This is a genomic window from Deinococcus sp. (genome assembly GCF_018260555.1).
Lineage (GTDB): Bacteria > Deinococcota > Deinococci > Deinococcales > Deinococcaceae > Deinococcus.
This window is the reverse complement of the sequence record NZ_JAGLBB010000062.1, coordinates 1-17,798: the sequence shown is the minus strand read 5'-3', so window position 1 is coordinate 17,798 and position 17,798 is coordinate 1. Positions and strand designations below refer to the sequence as shown.

General features: G+C 66.8%; 21 protein-coding genes. 9 read left to right on the top strand and 12 right to left on the bottom strand.

Going from position 1 to position 17,798, the window contains the following annotated elements:
• Positions 1–196: 196 nt before the first annotated feature.
• The 4 genes from QZ271_RS11635 to QZ271_RS11620 all read right to left on the bottom strand — a co-directional run bounded on the left by QZ271_RS11635 (position 197) and on the right by QZ271_RS11620 (position 2,183).
• Positions 197–727, bottom strand: coding sequence for a dihydrofolate reductase (locus tag QZ271_RS11635; protein WP_291431629.1), 531 nt, complete (start codon positions 725–727; stop codon positions 197–199).
• Positions 711–1,145, bottom strand: coding sequence for a deaminase (locus QZ271_RS11630; RefSeq protein WP_291431627.1), 435 nt, complete (start codon positions 1,143–1,145; stop codon positions 711–713). The genes QZ271_RS11635 and QZ271_RS11630 overlap by 17 nt, the downstream gene beginning before the upstream one ends.
• Positions 1,142–1,936 (bottom strand): thymidylate synthase, encoded by a 795-nt coding sequence (locus QZ271_RS11625; protein ID WP_291431625.1) that lies wholly within the window; start codon positions 1,934–1,936, stop codon positions 1,142–1,144. Before QZ271_RS11625 ends, QZ271_RS11630 begins: the two co-directional genes overlap by 4 nt.
• A gap of 70 nt (positions 1,937–2,006) precedes the next feature.
• The gene (locus QZ271_RS11620; protein ID WP_291431623.1) at positions 2,007–2,183 is read right to left on the bottom strand and encodes a hypothetical protein; all 177 of its coding nucleotides are present in this window, start codon (positions 2,181–2,183) and stop codon (positions 2,007–2,009) included.
• Positions 2,184–2,572: 389 nt separating this feature from the next.
• Between QZ271_RS11620 and fumC the strand changes: the two genes are divergently transcribed.
• From fumC to QZ271_RS11600, 4 genes are all read left to right on the top strand, one after another.
• Positions 2,573–3,967, top strand: coding sequence for a class II fumarate hydratase (gene fumC / locus QZ271_RS11615; RefSeq protein WP_291431621.1), 1,395 nt, complete (start codon positions 2,573–2,575; stop codon positions 3,965–3,967).
• A gap of 298 nt (positions 3,968–4,265) precedes the next feature.
• Positions 4,266–4,448 (top strand): hypothetical protein, encoded by a 183-nt coding sequence (locus QZ271_RS11610; RefSeq protein ID WP_291431619.1) that lies wholly within the window; start codon positions 4,266–4,268, stop codon positions 4,446–4,448.
• A 4-nt stretch (positions 4,449–4,452) separates the two neighbouring features.
• Positions 4,453–5,178 carry an endonuclease III gene (gene nth / locus QZ271_RS11605; protein ID WP_291431617.1) on the top strand — a complete coding sequence of 242 codons (726 nt, stop codon included), beginning with the start codon at positions 4,453–4,455 and terminating at the stop codon, positions 5,176–5,178.
• A 172-nt stretch (positions 5,179–5,350) separates the two neighbouring features.
• Positions 5,351–6,145, top strand: a complete 795-nt coding sequence (locus QZ271_RS11600) for an SMI1/KNR4 family protein (RefSeq protein WP_291431614.1) — start codon at positions 5,351–5,353, stop codon at positions 6,143–6,145.
• A 14-nt stretch (positions 6,146–6,159) separates the two neighbouring features.
• On the opposite strand, the gene QZ271_RS11595 is transcribed toward QZ271_RS11600, so the two are convergent.
• From QZ271_RS11595 to def, 3 genes are read right to left on the bottom strand one after another with little or no spacing between them, the layout of a single operon-like run.
• A complete protein-coding gene (locus tag QZ271_RS11595) occupies positions 6,160–6,774 on the bottom strand; it encodes a hypothetical protein (protein WP_291431611.1) in 615 nt (204 codons plus the stop codon).
• Positions 6,775–6,782: 8 nt separating this feature from the next.
• Positions 6,783–7,772, bottom strand: coding sequence for a methionyl-tRNA formyltransferase (fmt, locus tag QZ271_RS11590; RefSeq protein WP_291431609.1), 990 nt, complete (start codon positions 7,770–7,772; stop codon positions 6,783–6,785).
• Complete coding sequence (gene def / locus QZ271_RS11585) at positions 7,769–8,425, bottom strand: peptide deformylase (protein ID WP_291431607.1); 657 nt, start codon at positions 8,423–8,425, stop codon at positions 7,769–7,771. Before def ends, fmt begins: the two co-directional genes overlap by 4 nt.
• A 326-nt stretch (positions 8,426–8,751) precedes the next feature.
• Between def and QZ271_RS11580 the strand changes: the two genes are divergently transcribed.
• Both QZ271_RS11580 and surE read left to right on the top strand, forming a co-directional pair.
• A complete protein-coding gene (locus QZ271_RS11580) occupies positions 8,752–9,990 on the top strand; it encodes a tetratricopeptide repeat protein (protein WP_291431604.1) in 1,239 nt (412 codons plus the stop codon).
• Positions 9,991–10,153: 163 nt separating this feature from the next.
• Positions 10,154–10,933: a 5'/3'-nucleotidase SurE gene (surE, locus tag QZ271_RS11575; protein WP_291431602.1), complete on the top strand. Its 780-nt coding sequence runs from the start codon at positions 10,154–10,156 to the stop codon at positions 10,931–10,933.
• 101 nt (positions 10,934–11,034) lie between these two features.
• On the opposite strand, the gene QZ271_RS11570 is transcribed toward surE, so the two are convergent.
• From QZ271_RS11570 to QZ271_RS11550, 5 genes are all read right to left on the bottom strand, one after another.
• The gene (locus tag QZ271_RS11570; protein WP_291431600.1) at positions 11,035–11,262 is read right to left on the bottom strand and encodes an antibiotic biosynthesis monooxygenase; all 228 of its coding nucleotides are present in this window, start codon (positions 11,260–11,262) and stop codon (positions 11,035–11,037) included.
• Between the two features lie 22 nt (positions 11,263–11,284).
• On the bottom strand, positions 11,285–12,133 hold the full coding sequence (locus tag QZ271_RS11565; RefSeq protein ID WP_291431599.1) for a M23 family metallopeptidase: 849 nt from the start codon (positions 12,131–12,133) through the stop codon (positions 11,285–11,287).
• Positions 12,134–12,215: 82 nt separating this feature from the next.
• The gene (locus QZ271_RS11560) at positions 12,216–12,680 is read right to left on the bottom strand and encodes a PaaI family thioesterase (protein ID WP_291431596.1); all 465 of its coding nucleotides are present in this window, start codon (positions 12,678–12,680) and stop codon (positions 12,216–12,218) included.
• Positions 12,681–12,758: 78 nt separating this feature from the next.
• Entirely contained in the window at positions 12,759–13,337 is a 579-nt protein-coding gene (locus QZ271_RS11555; protein ID WP_291431595.1) for a DUF2231 domain-containing protein, read from the bottom strand.
• A 124-nt stretch (positions 13,338–13,461) separates the two neighbouring features.
• Complete coding sequence (locus QZ271_RS11550; RefSeq protein WP_291431593.1) at positions 13,462–14,433, bottom strand: GTP-binding protein; 972 nt, start codon at positions 14,431–14,433, stop codon at positions 13,462–13,464.
• A gap of 168 nt (positions 14,434–14,601) precedes the next feature.
• Between QZ271_RS11550 and QZ271_RS11545 the strand changes: the two genes are divergently transcribed.
• The 3 genes from QZ271_RS11545 (at position 14,602) to QZ271_RS11535 (ending at position 17,680) form a co-directional block, all read left to right on the top strand.
• A complete protein-coding gene (locus tag QZ271_RS11545) occupies positions 14,602–15,066 on the top strand; it encodes a hypothetical protein (RefSeq protein WP_291431591.1) in 465 nt (154 codons plus the stop codon).
• Between the two features lie 260 nt (positions 15,067–15,326).
• Complete coding sequence (locus QZ271_RS11540; protein WP_291431589.1) at positions 15,327–17,402, top strand: DUF4157 domain-containing protein; 2,076 nt, start codon at positions 15,327–15,329, stop codon at positions 17,400–17,402.
• Positions 17,399–17,680, top strand: coding sequence for a hypothetical protein (locus QZ271_RS11535; RefSeq protein ID WP_291431588.1), 282 nt, complete (start codon positions 17,399–17,401; stop codon positions 17,678–17,680). Before QZ271_RS11540 ends, QZ271_RS11535 begins: the two co-directional genes overlap by 4 nt.
• Positions 17,681–17,798: the final 118 nt, after the last annotated feature.

The window sequence follows — 17,798 nt, the reverse complement described above, 5'->3', positions numbered from 1 at the left end:
CAGTTTGGGCAGGCATCGTCAGCGATACCCAGACTCTACACTTTGCGCCGCACCCCACCCCCCTGCTGAGCAGTTACTGTTGAAGCTCACATTGCGCCATGCCGGAAAAGCGCCGGAACCTCTCCATTCCCGCTTCAACGTACTTTCTTCTGCTCCGCGCTCTGCGCGGTTTATCTACAAGATAAACGCAGTGTACTTACCCGGACTGCTCAACCGGAATCCGTATGAGCGTGCGGAAGGTCAGGTCGAAGGCGTTGGCGTCATCGGCTGCACGCTGGGTTTCCTGCGTGACCACCCAGCCGCTCCCCAGCTCTGGCAGGAAGGTATCGCCGTCGAGTCGCGCGTGAATCAGCGTGAGTTCCACGCGCGACAGCTGCGGCAGGAACAGCGCGTACACCTGCGCCCCGCCGATGATCGCCACTTCCGGCGCGTCGCCCGCCGCCGCCAGGGCACCCTGCGGCGAGTTCACCACCTGCGCGCCCGGCGCGCTGAACGCCCGGTTACGGGTCAGGACGATGTTCTCCCGCCCCGGCAGCGGCCGCCCGCCCAGCGAATCCCACACCTTGCGCCCCATGACATTCGGCTTCCCGCGACTGTGCGACCGGAAGTGCGCCAGGTCCGCCGGAAGGTGCCACGGCATCCCCCCGCCCCGGCCGATCACGCCGTTCTCGGTCACGGCCACGATCCCCACCAGCTCAGGCCCCACCCGTTCAGGGCGATGGGACATGCGTCACCTCGATCCCCGCCCCCCGCAAGATCGCCTCTCCGCTCGGCAGGCCCGACTCCACGCGCACGGACTCCCGGTACGCCGACTCGAAAATCACGCGCGCCACCCGCCGCGAATTCACGATCAGACGCGCACACGCCGCGCACGGCTCATGCGTCACGTACAGCGTGTGCCCCTCCCCGTTCCAGTTCGCGGCCAGCAGCGCATTCACCTCCGCGTGAATGAACCCGCTGTGCCCCTGCGACAGGCTCTCGCGCTCGTTCGGCTCGCCCGCCGCGCGCCCGTTGTACCCCACGCCCACCACCCGGTGGTGCCGGTCCAGAATGCACGCCCCGACCTGCACCTTGCTGTCCGCACTCCGCGACGCCCAGAGCCGCGCCGTCGCCAGCCCCAGCTCATCAAAGGTCGGGCGGCTCACACGGCCACCGGGGCTTTAATGCCGGGGTGCGGGTCGTAGCTTTCCAGGCGGAAGTCCTCGAACCCGAATTCGAAGATGTCCTTGACCTGGGGGTTAAGGTGCATGACGGGCAGTGAACGCGGCTCCCGCGCCAGTTGCCGACCCGCCTGCTCCATGTGGTTGCTGTACAGGTGCACGTCCCCACCCGTCCAGATGAACTCGCCGGGCTTCAGGCCGCAGGCCTGCGCGACCATCAGGGTCAGCAGCGCGTAGGACGCGATGTTGAACGGCACGCCCAGAAAGAGATCCGCGCTGCGCTGATAAAGCTGACAGCTCAGCCGCCCGTCCGCCACGTAGAACTGGAACATCGCGTGACAGGGCGGCAGGGCCATGTCCCCCAACTGCGCCACATTCCAGGCGTTGACGATCAGGCGGCGGCTGTCCGGGTTGCGCCTGATCTGCTCGATCAACTGCGCGATCTGATCGATGCTCCCGCCATCCGGGGTGGGCCAGCTGCGCCACTGCACGCCGTACACCGGGCCGAGTTCCCCGTCCGGGGCGGCCCACTCGTCCCAGATGCTCACGCCACGCTCCTGAAGCCACCGTACGTTGCTCTCCCCGCGCAGAAACCACAGGAGTTCGTAGATCACGCTGTTCAGGTGCACCCGCTTGGTGGTAACCAGCGGAAAGCCGTCACGCAGGTCAAAGCGCAACTGCGCGCCGAACACCGACCGCGTGCCGGTGCCCGTCCGGTCAGTTTTCACGGTGCCGTGGTCCAGCACGCGCTGCATCAGATCGAGATACTGCTTCATCAACAGCAGTGTAGAGCGCCCAGGAAGACACCCTCCCATGCCTGAGAAAGTGCCGCCCTGGGCGACGAAATTAGAGTTTCAGAAGGTAGGTCAGCAGGGCTGTGAACGCAGCGAGAGCGGTCAGTTCGCGCGCCGCACTGGAGAGGAACGCGAAGATCTGAACGAAGGGAAGTTTCATGCCGACGGCGTGCAGCAGGAGCATGAAGGCGAGCAGCCCAAAGAGGGCCAGGGGGGCAGAGTCGGTCATGGGTACGTGTATCTCCATGCCCATTCAATCGGCGCAGGCAGGTTTAGATTGCTTGGGCAATAGCGAGGGGTTGCGCTCCCGTCGGAAGGAGTGCAGATCGTAGAAACGCTGTTGTGGATGCATAGACGGCTGACTTTCAGGGGTGGCCGTCTTTTCATATGTGGTGGTGCCGTACGTCCTGGGTACGCGGAAAGAGACGGGGTACCTGCGCCTGAAGAAAATTATAGAGCGCCCAGGGCGGCACCTTCTCCATGGGAATGGCTCGGAACGGGATGGCCGCCTGTTCTGTTGGGGTGGGGAGATGTGGGCTGGGTCCGCCTGGGTGGGGGCGCCGTTCCCCCGTTCGTGACAGGTCCCCTGGCGGGGCCGGGCCTTTAGACTCAGGTGCTATGACCAACATTCGCAAAGAGTCGGACACCATGGGCACGCTGGACGTGGACGCCAGCCGGTACTGGGGCGCGCAGACGGAGCGCAGCATTCATAACTTCCCGATCGGGCGGGATACGTTCGTGTGGGGCCGCCCGGTGATCCGGGCGCTGGGCATCCTGAAGAAGGGCGCGGCGCAGGCGAACGCGGACCTGGGTGAACTGCCGCGTGACGTGGCGGACCTGATCGTGCAGGCGGCCGATGAGGTGATCGCCGGGAAACTGGATGATCACTTTCCGCTGGTGGTGTTCCAGACCGGGAGTGGCACGCAGAGCAACATGAACTCGAACGAGGTGATCAGCAACCGCGCCATCGAGATCGCGGGTGGCGAGATGGGCAGCAAGAAGCCCGTGCATCCGAACGATCACGTGAACCGTGGTCAGAGCAGCAACGACACCTTCCCGACGGCCATGCACATCGCGGTGGTGCTGGAACTGAACGAGCGGCTGTACGGCAGTGTGGGCAAGCTGCGGGGCACGCTGCACGCCAAGGCGCAGGCGTACGCGGGGCTGGTGAAGGTGGGCCGCACGCACCTTCAGGACGCGACGCCCATCACGCTGGGTCAGGAGATCGGCGGGTGGGTCGCGCAACTCGATTACGCGCTTGAGCAGGTGCGGCATGCGGGCGAGGGTCTGCTGGAACTCGCTATCGGCGGCACGGCGGTCGGGACGGGCCTGAACGCGCACCCGCAGTTCGGTGATCTGGCCGCGCAGAAGTACAGTGAGGAGACGGGCTATTCCTTCCGCAGCGCGGAGAACAAGTTCGCGGCCCTGAGCGCGCACGACGCCCTGGTGCAGACCAGCGCGGCCCTGCGGACCCTGGCGGGCGCGCTGATGAAGATGGCGAACGATGTGCGCTGGCTGGCCAGCGGTCCCCGCAACGGCATCGGCGAGATCGTCATTCCTGAGAACGAGCCCGGCAGCTCCATCATGCCCGGCAAGGTGAACCCCACCCAGAGCGAGGCCATGACCATGGTCGCCACGCGCGTGTTCGGCAACGACGCGACCGTGGCCTTCGCGGGCAGCCAGGGGAACTTCCAGCTGAACGTGTTCAAGCCCGTGATGGTGCACGCCGTGCTGGAAAGCATCCGCCTCATTTCAGATGCCTGCCTCGCCTTCAACGACAACTGCGCGGTCGGCATCGAGCCGAACATCGAGAAGATCGAGCATAACCTCAGCATCAACCTGATGCAGGTCACGGCCCTGAACAAGCACATCGGGTACGACCGGGCCGCCGCGATTGCCAAGAAAGCCCACAAGGAAGGCAGCAGCCTGAAACAAGCGGCCCTGAGTCTGGGCTACGTCACGGACGCCGAGTTCGACGAGTGGGTCGTGCCGCTCGACATGACGCACAGCTGAACCCGGTTGCCGGTGGGGGAGGGGACCTGCGTGTGCGGGCCTCTCCCCCCGGCCGTTACAGACTGCATCACCTGCTTCTGTTCCCCGAAAAGATGCGTGCTGAAGGGCGTTTTCCGGTCTGGTTGCATAGCCTTGACACCCCGTGCATTCCGCGCTACATTAAAGAAATCAAGGTACACCACCACAGCCGCCCCGCAGGGCGGGTTTTTTGTTTCGGGTGCAGGTGGGTGCGGGCTGCGTTAAGGCATCCTGAGGTGCGCGCCATCCAACCCCGCCGCCACGCGCGCAGGCTGAGGGCATGAGCGACGAGCAGAAGACCGGCTACGACCCCGCCAACCAGTCCCCCGCCGAAGGCCAGAGCCAGCCCATCCCGGACGCCGCGCAGGGCAAGGCTCCCAACGTGGACCCCGCCGCGAAACCCGAACCCGCCGAGGGCGGCCGGGACGAGGCAGAGGGCCGCAGCGCGCCCGGTCAGTCCTGAGGGCATGACGGCTGAAGTGACCCTGAACGCGGCCCGCCCTGAACCGCAGCGGGCCGAACTGCTCGTGTGGATCGCGGACAACCTGCGGTCCCAGTACGGCGAGCGCCCCCTGAAGCCGAGGCGCGAACCGCTGCACGAGCTGATCAGCACGATCCTCTCCCAGCGCACCACGCACGCCGACGAGGAAGCCGCATACCAGGAACTGCGTACGCTGGGCGACTGGGACGCCATCATCGCCGCGCCCACCGAGCAGGTCGCGCACGCCATCCGCCGCAGCAACTACCCCGAGAGCAAAGCCCCGCGCATCCAGGCGACGCTGGCCGCCCTGCGCGACTCGCCCAGCGGATATGACCTGGAGCACCTGCGCGACCTGCCCGTTAAGGACGCCCTGAAGGCGCTGACCGACCTGCCCGGCGTGGGCATCAAGACCGCCAGCCTTGTGCTGCTGTTCAATTACGCCCGTCCGGTCTTCCCGGTGGATACGCATGTGCACCGGATCACGACCCGCGTGGGCGCGATCCCGAAGATGGGGGAGCAGGCTGCGCACCGCGCGCTGCTGGGGGTGCTGCCGCCCGACGCGCCGTTCCTGTACGAACTGCACGTGAACCTGCTGCGCCACGGCCAGCGCGTGTGCTCCTGGCACGATCCGAAGTGCGGCGCGTGCGTGCTGAGGTCACGCTGCGACGCCCACGCGCAGTACGGCGATCAGGTCCCCGCCTGGAAGGGATGATGCGGACTCCGGTTGAAAGGTGTGTGCAAACTTTCAACCCGACCGAAGCGAGCAGGAGAGAAACGGATTCCGGGCGTGGCGTTGGCAATCCGGCGTTCTTGCGGGTTGTTAGCCAACCAGACGGAATGGGTATGAGGCGGCGCGCCCCGGCCCGCTGTGGCAGGCTGGAGGCGTGTGGCGCTGGCTGCTCTCCCTGCTGTTCGTCCCGGCGATCCTGTACGCCACGACGGTCGTGTGGGCGGGCCGCCCGCCGCCGCTGGAGGTACGCCGCGTGACACCCGTGACCCTGCCTGAACCGCGTGACCTTCCCGAACTACTCGCCCGGCTGGACGCCTGGGTGGACCGCGAGGTGCCGCTCCATCACGCGACCCTGCGCCCCGGCGTGACAGACGCCGCGCTGGACGCCTTCGAGGCGCGCCAGGGCGTGACGCTCCCCCCGGCCCTGCGCGCCCTGTACCGCTGGCATGACGGCGGCGACCTGTTCGGCCTGCAGTTCCTGCGGCTCTCTCACCTGGAACTGAACCGGGTGAGCTGGGCGGAACTCGCCGCCGAAGGCATAACCGACCTGGACGGGGTCGTCGTGTCGCACCCGCCCGGCGCGATTCGCCCCCTGTACGCCACGGGCGACTGGCTGCCGTTCCTGCACGACGGGGGCGGCAATCACGTGGCGCTCGACCTCCATCCCGGCCCGGCGGGGCGGGTTGGGCAGGTCATTACCACGGGACCTGACGAGGAGGACCGCTACGTGCTGGCGCCCGATCTCGAAGCTTTCCTGCGCAAGTACCTGCGCCGTCTGGAATCGGGTCGGGTGACGGTACGCCGCCTGAGCGGCTTCAGTGATGAAGTCTGGCAGGTGCGCCTTCAGGAACCCGGCGGGAACGCCCCGGAGGGCTACCGCGTGCTGGCCGACCTGTTCCCCGCCTTCGGCGCGGCCCCGCATCACATGCACGCTGACCGGCCGTGGTGAACGGGGCGCCGGGATCAGCCGCGTTCGCGTTCGCGCAGCACGAGTTGAATCAGGGCCAGCAGGACCAGTTCGTCGTCCTGCCCGGGGCGGGGCTGGAGTTCCTGCACGGTAAAGCGGCGTGACAGGAAACTGCGTTTCTTGTGCACGCGGTACGCGGGTTGCCCGCCCGCGTCAGTGACGGTGTACGTGGGGTTCACGAGGTAATCGAAGCCCATGGCGATCACGTCACCGATGAACGGCACGGCCCCGATGGCGCCCTCGACGACGCTCAGCCAGGGTTGGTCGTCGCGGATCGTGAAGCGGGCCTCCTGCTGTGGGCCGAGCACGTCGTAAGCGGCGCCCCACAGGGTGCGCAGACCCTGGGCCTGGAGGGCACCGACGGGGCTGCCGTCCGCGCGGCTGATCAGGCGGCGGGCTTTCCAGTCGAGGGCGCCGGCCATAAAGCCCTGGGCTTTCATGGCGTGCGTCTGCACCCGGCGGGCCTCATCGCTGTACACGCGGACCTCGTCGCGCACACTGAAGGTCTTCTCCTTGACGAGTGCGGCGAGGGCGCCGCTCGCGTCCGTGACACGCAGTTCGGTGAACAGGCTGAACTTGAATTCCAGCGTCAGGGGAAAGGTGAGCTTCACGCGTTCCCTTACGGGGTCAGGGGGCGCCCGGTTCCCGCCCGGGGCGCTGCCTGCGGGGTGGGCACCCACAGGTCCAGGCGGGTGCCGGGCGTGACTGCGGCGGCCTGCGCCCAGGTGTGGGCGGGCTGGGCCTTGCGGGCCTCGGGCTGCACGGTGCGGATCAGGATGGCTCCCTCGCGGGCGGCGACGGTCAGGCCGCCCTCGGTGCTCAGGATCTCGCCAGGCTGGCCGCTGCCGTCCGTGACACTCAGGTCCGCGAGTTTCAGGCGCGCGCCGTTCAGGAAGGCGGTCGTCTGCGGCCACGCGGCCACGCCCCGGGAGCGGTTCACGATCTGTGCGGCCGTGTCGTCCCAGCGGACGAAGCCGTCCTCCTTGGTCAGCATGGGGGCGTGCGTGGCCAGGGACTCGTCCTGCGCTCTGGGCAGCAGGCTGTCCAGGGAGGACAGGGCCTGCACGATCAGCCGCGCCGCCTGGGTGCTCAGGGCGCCAGCGAGTTCGTGTGCGGTCCATTCCGGCGCAACCCGGAGTGGTTCCTGGAGGAGGATGGGGCCGGTGTCCATGCCCTCGTCGGTCTGCATGATGGTCGTGCCCGTGACCGCCTCACCCTGAATCAGCGCCCACTGGATCGGCGCGGCCCCCCGGTAGGCGGGCAGCAGGCTGGTGTGCGTGTTCAGGAACCCGTAGCGGGGTATGCCCAGCACGCTGGCGGGCAGGATCTTGCCGTACGCGCAGGTGACGGCCACGTCCGCCCCGGAGTCGCGCAGGGTCGTCTCGAAGTCCGGGTTGCGGCGCAGGCGGGTGGGCTGCGCGAGCGGCAGGCGCAGTTCGGCGGCGCGGGCCGCGACGGGCGGCGGCGTGAGCTTCAGGCCGCGCCCCACCGGTTTATCCGGCTGCGCCACGACCAGCACCACCCCGAAGCTCTCGCGGATCGCGTCGAGTACCGGCAGTGCGAAGGCGGGCGACCCGAAGAACGCCACCCGCAGCGGGCGGGCGCTCATGAACGCTCGGCGCGGCGGCGCTGCTCGTGCGCGGCCAGGTCACTGAGCAGCGCGCGTGATTTCTGCTGAATGGCCAGCAGTTCCTTGCGGTAATCCTCGGTGACCTCGGCCGGCAGGCGGTCCAGGAACATCACGCCGTCCAGGTGATCGGCCTCGTGCTGAAAGACCCGCGCGAGGTAATCGTCGGCTTCCACGGTGCGGGGCACGCCGTCCAGGTCGGTGTACGACACCTGCACGGCGCGGGCGCGCGGCACGCCCTCCTCGTAGATGCCGGGAATGCTGAGGCAGCCTTCCTGGTACGAGCGGTCCTTTTTCTTGTTGATGACCTTCAGGACGGGATTGAGCATCACGTAGTCACGCAGCACCCGCGAGCGCAGCCTGTCGTCGCCGCCCTCGTTCTCTTCCTCGTCGTCCTCGTATTCCACGGCCACGAACATCCGCACGGGCAGCCCGATCTGCGGGGCGGCCAGTCCGACGCCGCGCGCCTCGAACATCGTTTCGAGCATGGTGTCGGCCACCTGCCGCACCGTCTGCGGGTCGAAACCCGGCACGGTCAGGAGGTCGGTGTGGTGCAGGGTCCTGGCTTTGCGGCGCAGTACCGGGTCGCCGTACAGGCGCAGCGGGTACACGCGGGGAGAATCGAGGTCCGTCACAATGCTCTGTTTTACCAGACGGGCAGCCACGCCCGCTTGCCTGCGCCCTGCTGCGGACTCCGGGCCGGGCGTCGGGACCCCGGTGCAGGGGCGGGTTGGAACCGAAACGCGCGGCTGGCCGGACCGGGTTCACTCCGGAAGGGGCGTCGGCGTGGCCCTGATTGGTGGGCTGGATGCGCCGAGCATGAAAGGCCCCTCACGCAATCCTACCCCCGCACGTCAGGTCTGCATGCTTAGAATGACCGTCAGTCAGTTGATCGCCTACCGCCCACCCTGCCTGGCCAGCGCCCCCCACCCGGCCCTGCCCGCACCCCACAAGGAGACCCATGCACCGTACCCCCCTGACCTGCTTTCCCACCGCGCTGGCCCTGACCGCCCTCCTGCTGGGTCACGCCAGCGCCCAGACCGCTCCGGCCCAGACCGCTCCGGCGCAGACCGCTCCAGCGCAGCCCGCACCTGCCCAGCCCACACCCGCCCAGGCGGCACCTGCTGCGCTCACCAGCCTGCTCACGCAGGGTCAGGGCGCCGCGCAGGCCGCCGCCGAGGCCCGCGACCTGATCCTCAAGGCCCGCAGCGCCTACCCCGCCGGGAGCGCCAACATCGACCAGACCCTCTGGAAGCAGGCGGCCGCCGCTGCCGAGACCGCCGTGACCGCCGCGCCCGGCAACCCGGACTACCTGAAACTGCGCGCGCAGATCTACACCGAAGTCGGCTTCTGGCGGCAGGCGGAACTCGCCTGGAACGCGTACTTCCGCGCCGCGCCGGGTGCCGGGACCGCCGAATCGCAGCAGGCGGCCGCCGTGCAGTACAACCTCGGGTACGCCGCGTACACCCGCAACATGCCGGACCGGGCCGCCGCGTTCTTCGGCGCCTGCCTGCAACTCGACGCCGCGAACGTCCCCTGCGCCACCTGGGCGGCCCGAACCGCGCTGGAAGCCGGGAACTACACCCAGGCGCAGACGCTGTACGCCCGCGCCCTGACCCTGAACCCCGCCGACAAGACCCTGGCGTACTTTCAGGGACTTGCTCAGAGTGCCGGACGCTACGGTCCCGCCGCCACCCGCGCGTTCAGCCGCGCCTACGGCGACCGCGAGGCCGGCCGCAAAACGCAGGCCCTCGCCGGATTCCAGGAGGCCGCCCGCAGCGCCCCCAACTTCACCGAAGCGTACCGCGAGGCCGGGCGGCTGGCCCTGGAACTCGGGAACACCCAGGCCGCCCTGGACGCCTACACGGCCCTGAACGCTCTGCCTGGCCCCACGGCCGCCGACGCCTTTAACCTCGCGCTCGCTACCGAGGCCCAGCAGTACGGCCTGAGCGCCGTGCAGACTTACCGCGCCGCGTACCAGCGGTACACGGCCGGTGACAGGGCGGCCGCCGAGACCGGCTTCCAGGCGGCCACGCAGCAGAGCCCCACCTACGCCAAGGCCTGGGCGTGGCTGGGCCGCGTCCGCTACGAAGCGAAGAACTACGCCGCCGCCGCCGAGGCGTACGCGCAGGCCGTGACCCTCGACCCCACCGACAAGAGCAGCGCCTACTACCTGAAACTCGCCCAGCAGCGCAAGTAATCAGACAGACTCCGGCGAGACAGTTCCGGCCATTCGGAGTCCACGTGACCCCGGTGGCGCTGAACGGTGGGGACGCTGAACGGTGGGGGCGGCGACTGGCTCAGAGCACGCGCGGACGGCACGCAGGCGCGGTCATGACAGAGCGCGCGCTACGCTGCCCCACATGAGCGACCCTGCCTCCCGCCCCCGGATTCTCGTGGCGAACGACGACGGCATCTTCAGCCCCGGCATCAAGGCCCTGGCCCAGGCCATGAGCACCTTCGCGGACGTGATCGTCAGCGCGCCCGACGTGGAGCAGAGCGCCGTGGGGCACGGCATCACCATCCGCCGCCCGCTGCGCTTCAAGCACACCGCGAGCGCCGGTTTCGGTGACATTCCCGCGTACCGCGTGGACGGCACACCCGCCGACTGCGTCGTTCTGGGCATGCACCTGACCGGCCAGCCGGACCTCGTGGTCAGCGGCATCAACCTCGGCCCGAACCTCGGAGACGACCTGACCCACAGCGGCACCGTCGCCGCCGCCATTGAGGGCATGAGCCTCGGCGTGCCTGCCATCGCCTTCAGCCAGCAGGCCACCCCCGCCGGTGAGTACGACTTCGCCCCCGGCGCCGCCTACGCCGCCCGCCTGGCCCGGAAGGTCCTGACGCACGGCCTGCCTCCACGTACCCTGCTGAACGTCAACTTTCCTGCCCTGCCCCCACGCGGCGTGCGTGTCACCCGCGTCGGCGAGCACCGCTGGGAAGACCGCATCGTCACCCGCCACGACCCCGAAGGCCGCGAGTACCACTGGGTCGCCGGGACCAGCACCGCCAGCGACGCCCACGACGACCACACCGACTACGGCGCCGTCGAGGCCGGGCACATCAGCGTCACGCCCGTCCGCATTGACCTGACCGCCCGCGACCTGCTCGGCGACCTCGCCGGGTACGTCCCGCAGCTGTAACAGCAGAGCGCAGGGCAGAGGGGGAACGTGAGCTTCGGCCTACGTTCCCGTCTGGCGAATCAAGACCGCCATCAAGCCGCAGGAGGCAGCGAACGGTGTGCTCAGCGGCTGGCCTGCACCTGAAACACCCAGGCACGCACGCCGTCCGGCACCGGCAGGGGAGGGGACGTGTCGGCCCAGCGGCTGGCGACCAGCGTCAGCTCCGGCTGGTCGGCCGAGAGCAGCAGTTCGGCCCCCAGGAACCCGGCGTGACCGGGCAGTCCCCCCAGAAAGACGTGCAGGGCGGCGCGGGCGGCCTCGCCCTTTCCCTCGGCGTAATGCACCTGCATCAGCTGCGCCTCGTTCCGGGCATCAGTACAGGCTCAGCGGATTGTGGGGGTTCCAGCGCAGGTACGTGCCGAAATGCAGGTGCGGCCCCGTGCTGCGCCCCGTGTTCCCGACCCGCCCGACCGGCTGGCCGCGCACGGCCAGTTCACCCTTCTTGACGAGGTTGGTGCTCAGGTGCGCGTAGCGGGTGATCCAGCCGTCCGGGTGTTTCAGCACGACCGTCCAGCCCCAGCCCCGGTCGTAATCCGGGCGGGATTCGAGCACGCGGCCCGAGCGGGCGGCGCGGACCAGGGTGCCTTCCGGCGCGGCGATATCCACGCCCCAGTGGTGCTCGCGCACGCCGCCGAGCACGCGCGTCCCGTACCCGCTGCTGACCCCGTGGTAGCCCGCGACCGGCCACAGCCACCCGCTACCGGACGAACTCGCCGCGCGGACAGTCGCGGTACGCCGGGCGGCCGGGGCTGCCCCAGAGGCCGACGAGGCAGTGCGGGCCGGGATGGTCAGGCGCGCCCCGGTCCACAGGGCCTTGCCGTTGCGGTAGGCGGGATTGGCGTTCAGCAGGGCGCTCAGGCTCAGGCCGTAACGGGCGGCAATCACGGACAGGTTCTCACCGTTTTTCACGGTGTGCGTCCGGGCGGGCAGCGTCCGGTCCGGGAGGGTCAGCACCCACCCGGTCTGCACCTGATCCGTACCACGCAGCCGGGCGTTCACCGCGCGGATCTGCGCCGCGCTGACCCCGGCGCGCGCGGCAATGCCGCTGAGGGTGTCGCCCGGCTGCACCCGGTACGACGTGACCGCCTGCGCCGACGCGCCCAGGCACAGAAGTAGGGTTGCGCCCCGCAGGAACCGCCGCAAGGACTGCCGTTCGTTCACGCCGCGCAGCATACCGGCTCCTGCCTGACGGAATCTGAGCGCCCCGCCGGGCTGGGGCCGCGGTCCCTCACATGCCGGTCCCTCACGCGCCGGTGGCGATCACGTTGCAGGTGCAGCGCGCCAGGCTCGTCACGCGCTCCCGGTCGTCGCGAATCTCAATGGTCCAGACCATCATGCTGCGCCCCCGGTACGACAGCGCCGCCTCGCCCGTCACCCAGCCGTCGGTCACGCCGCGCACGTGCGTGCCGCTCAGGTCCACGCCGACCGCCACCTGCCGCGCCGGATCCAGGTTCAACCACGAGCCCACGCTGGCCAGTTCCTCGGCCAGGGCGAGGTTCGCGCCGCCGTGCAGCCGCCCGGCCGGCTGGCGGTTGCCTTCGACCGGCATTCTGGCTACCAGCCGCTCGCGGCCCACCTGCACGAACTCGATGCCCAGCCGCTCGCCCAGCGTGCCCTGAAGGGCGTTCATGCGGCCTGCCAGCGCCTCGGGCGACAGCGTGTCGAGTTCATGCGCGGTGGGGAACAGCAGGTCGGGATGCAGCGTCATACTCCGATGCTACCGTCCCGGCGGCGCACACGGACGCAGATTGAGTGGTGGGCAACAACCACTCCACCTGCGTTCGTATTAGCTCTGCCGGTGGGCCAGCGTGCGACCCACCCCCAGCCCATGCCGGTACACCAGTTCGCCGCCCAGGAACCCGCCGGCGACCGCCAAGCCCAGCGCCGCGCCCGACAGGGCCTTGCCCAGGCCGCGCCGACCACGCCGCCGCGCCAGCAGCGAGCCCACGTTCAGCAGGAACGCCGCCTCGTTCAGCGTCCCGTGAATCAGGCCGGTGCGCCGCGCCTGCCCGCGCGTGTTCGACCAGTCGGCCCAGCCGGTCGCGATGGTCCCCACTGCGCCCAGCGTGCCCAGCAGCAGCGCCCGGTCCGCCGCCGCGTCGTTCGTGCCCGGCGACGGCGTGGGCAGGTGATCCAGGCCCGCCGCGATCACCCACCCGCCCAGCGGCAGGTGCACCAGAATGGGATGCAGCGGATGCCCCAGCCACTCGCCGTGCAGGGTGTCCATCACGCCGCCGGGCAGGGCCGACTCCGCACCACGCAACAGCGTCTGGAGCGTGTCGGCCACGCCCTCCAGCGCGTCGTGGTCGCTGATGGCGTCTTCCAGAACGTGTGCGGGTGGCCGGGTACGGTTCAAGTTCAGCATAGAAGACCTCCTGTGACGCCCCCACTGTAGGACCGGCGATCCCCGGGCGCGTGCGCCGCGATTTCAGGTTCGTTCATGCGCCCCCGGCGGTCCACCCGGCCGGGCCTGCAATACGACTGGAGCCTCAGTCCGGGATCAGATCCGCCGGGTCCGGCGTCAGGCACGCCTCCCACGCCACCGCGAACTCCGCGCGGTCCAGGCCGCGCCCGATCACCACCAGTTCAGAGGTGCCGTCCCCGGTGTCCCAGGCGTCCGCCGTGAACAGGTCCCGCACCGCCTGAAACAGAATCCGCTGCGGGTACCCGAACAGATCCAGGAACCCCTTGGCGCGCAGCACCTCGGACGGGCGGGACAGCAGGAACTCCGTCATGAAGCGCTGCCACGCGTACGGGTCCAGCGGCCGGTCCGCGCGCAACGTGAACGAGATCAGACCAGGCGTGTGTGCCGCGTGGGCGTCCACGCCGTCCAGCACGCGCGGATCAAAATCATCACGGGCCAGCAGGGCGTCCGCGTCCACCTGCCCCCGCTCCACCCGTTTGATCTCCGCCAGGGGATTGACGCCGCGCAGCACGCCCTGCGCGTGCTCCAGCAACGTCGGGTCGGCGAGGTCGGTCTTGTTCAGCACCACCACGTTCGCGTACGCCAGTTGCCGCGCCGCCTCCGGATGCTCCCGCAACGTCTGAAGCGCGTGCCGGGCGTCCACGACCGCCACCAGCGTCGTCACGCGGAACGCCGCGCGCACCGACCGTTCCAGCAGCGTCGTCAGCACCGGCGTCGGGTCCGCCACGCCCGACAGTTCCACCACCACCGCGTCCGGCTTCTGCTCGCGCATGGCAATCGTCACCAGCGCCCGCAGCAGATCATCCCGGCCCGTGCAGCACAGGCACCCGGCCGTCAGTTCCGTCACGTCATCCTGAAGCCGCTCGATCAGACTGCCGTCCACGCCCTGCGCGCCGAACTCGTTCACGATCACACCCAGCCGGTGCGGCAGCGACCGGATCAGGTGATTCACCAGCGTCGTCTTCCCCGCACCCAGAAACCCACCCACCACGATCACCGGAATGCGTTCATCAGGGCGGTCAGCAGGCACAGTCATGCCGCGCAGGATACGGGGTGCGCGGCGCAGCGACGGTAACGCCGACCGGACCGCCCGTCAATGTGGCAGTGAACCACTGGGACCACCCGTTACTGTGAACGCAGGAGGAACGATGGACGACCCAATCACCCCCTGGACGCCTGCACGTACGACCTCCGGGAATCCAGCGTGAACCCGGGAACACTGATCTGCGCCCTGACGATCACCCTCGCCCTGCTCGGATGCCGCGATCAGGATCAGGCTGGGGGCGGTCCGGGCGGGCCGACCTCGCAAGTCCAACAGGATCGGCAGGTCACGTACGGTGGGAACATCCGGCGCTTCCTCGCGCTCGAAGACGTCAGCCGCGTCGGCTGGCTGGCCGCGCCGCTGGGCATGCAAGGGTGGGTGCCCGGCCCAACCGATTCCCTGCTGTACGCCGCGTTCCCGTTCGCCACGCTCCTCCCGGACGCCTCCTACCCCGGCGTGACCGTTGACGAACAGGTGATCACGAGCTTCGCGGCGGCCAGCATCGACCTGAACGACCTGATCCAGGGCAGGCAGGTGGACACCTCGTCATTGGTTCTGACTTCGGACGTTCCCATCCTGGCGGTGCAGAAAGAAGGCATGGTGTTCATCGTCCTGCTGCTCGCCTGAAAGGCGTTCTCTGCCGCCCGCAGGTCCGCCCGAATCCGTCTGATACGGACTCCGATTGAATGGGCTGCAAAGACCATTCAATCGGAGCGGAGCGAGTACGAGAAAAGCGGGTTCCGGACGTGGAGTTGGCAACCCGGTGCCCTCCCGGGTTGTCAACGAAACAAACGGCAGTCCGTATGAGCCTGACCCCTAGTGGAACGGCTGGTCAACTTCGCCCCACACCAACGGACCTGCGGGTTACTGTAACCGCAGGAGGAGCGATGGAATACCAGCGCAAACCACAGCGGCCAGAACCCGCTACCCGGCAGGCCAGCATCCACACCCCGGACCCGCCTACCCTGACACACCTGGAAGCGCAGGGGTGGGCGCTGCAACGCTTCACGGCCCGGCCGCAGGCCGCCCAGCGACAGGCCGCCGCGCCCGTACTGCGGGCCGCGAGCCTCAACCGACAGGAACAGGACCGCCTGACTGGCGAACGCGCCACCTTGCAACACCAGATCACCACGCTGGACAGGGCCGCCCCCGCACAGCAACCAGCGCAGCCGCCCGTCCCGGTGAAACCCACCACGCCCGCCGACTGGGTCACGGTCATGCGCCGCCGTGCCGAGGGCGTCGAGGGGCAGCGTCTGGACACCCGCGCGTTCGGGGAATTCACGGCCCTGCAACGACAGGTCGCGCAGACCCTCGCCCACAGCTTCCGCAGCGACCGGGGCGAGGCGCAGGCCCGGTACGCCACGTACGGCGAGCACCTCGCCACCCTGCAACGCCACGCGCTGAGCGCCCCGGTGTCCCGGGTGGTGCTGGGCATGGTGTCCCCATCCGAACGCCTGCCCCTGCAACGCGCGACAGATGAGGCGCTGCAACGCCAACTGACGCAGGAACAGGCGGCATTGAACTTCGGCACCCTCCAGACCCTGCAACGGCAACTGGCCGAGCTGGACGCCGAGGCGACCCAGCCTGTCCTGCAACGCATCCAGGCGCGACGCGGGGCGGGGAACCCGCTCTCGGAGGCGATCCAGCGCCACCTGGAGGGGGGCCTGAACTACGACCTGAGCCGCGTGCGCATCCACGACGATGCGGAAGCCGATAAGCTGGCAAAAGGCGTGAACGCCATCGCCTTTACCACGGGCACGGACATTTACTTTCAGAGCGGGAAGTTTAACCCCAACAGTCAATCAGGTCTGGAGTTGCTGGCCCACGAAGTCACGCATACCGTGCAGCAGGCACGTGGAGAAGTCGGCCCAGGCATTGACCCCAGTGGCAGCCATGAGACTCAGGCTCGTGCTATGGGCCGCAAGCTGGCCTCAAAGCCAGTCGATAATCTTAAAAACAAAGCTGGAAGGCATTTGGCTTCAACTCCTGCAAGAACCGGCATATATCAAAATGTAATTCAAAAATCTGCCGATTCGAAAAGTACGCCAGAGATAGGAACCACGAAAGTTCACCCGGATGTTGCGCTAAAAATGCTTGAATCATATAACTCTACCGGTGGTTTCAATTTTAAGCCAGAGCTGGGTAAGGGTGGTGCTAGTTGGTTCGTGACCAAGGGAAACCCATACGTCGGTATTGACGCGAGCAAGAATATTCCTATTGAAGTGAACATGGCGATTTCTAAAGAGGCTTTGGTCTTCAAAGAGGTTGATCTTATTAAACTTCTTAGGGAAGCTGAAGTAGAATTTAAAGATGCAATTGATAAGGAATGGATTAAGAGAACGGGAAAAATGCCGACCAATTCAAATGAAAGAAAGGCATATAAAAACTTCCAAAATCAATTTACTGAAACAAAGATGTGGGATAAAGTCGCTGCCAAGATAAAGGTTTCTGGAAAAGGTGTTGGCAGAGTAGTTCTAGAAAATAGTGTCTTTTCCAAACAGGGGAATGGTGAATTTGCTGTCGTCACCGATCCTAGAAAGATCAAAGTAAAGACTTCGGTTGGCGAACTTATAAGGAGCTTAAATAGGTCTGGATATCTGGTTGAGAAGCCAATACAGGAAGCCTCAGAAAAACTTATAAAGTCTGCTCAGATTAAAGGCGTAGTCAAAGGGGTGTACCGCTATGGCGGACGGTTGCTGATTGTTGTGGCCGTAGCAGGAGATATTTATCAGATCTACCATGCTAAAGATAAGAAGTTGGCGGTGGTAGAATCTGTGGGAGGTTGGGCAGGAGCAACTGCGGCTGGCAGTGCTTTTGCAGTTTGGTTTACTCCTGCGGATGTGGCAGGATGGCCCGCATGGATTGCTCATGGCGTCGGGACACTGGTTGCTGGTGGCCTCGGTTATTGGGTGGGTTCAAAGACTACTCGTACTATTTATCAATTAACCCTGGAAGGTAAATGATGCAGCAGGAAGAAGTTTTCTTTACTTTGGTTGGCCCAATCGGCCCAGAAGATGATTTTTTTGAGTATCGCGATTATTGGGAAAAGACCATTAAGGAGATGGATTTAGCTGTGGTAATTGCTGGAATCCGTGATGTTGAAACGAAATATGCACGTTGGCCTGAAAGCATTCAGGCTATTGGCATCGAGTATATGAACACTCATCCTGAGCATGAGCAAGTTGTACATCAGGTTCTGACAGACATGGGGCTAGACCCAGATATTGAGGATGAGGAGTAGCGCTAGGATAATCCCAATGTTGAGAAATTTTTATGCTCGTGTTTGGTAACTGCTCAGCACGATAAACACGGCAAAAAACGCTTGTTCCCGTTTTGTATGAGCATAATATTTACTGCAA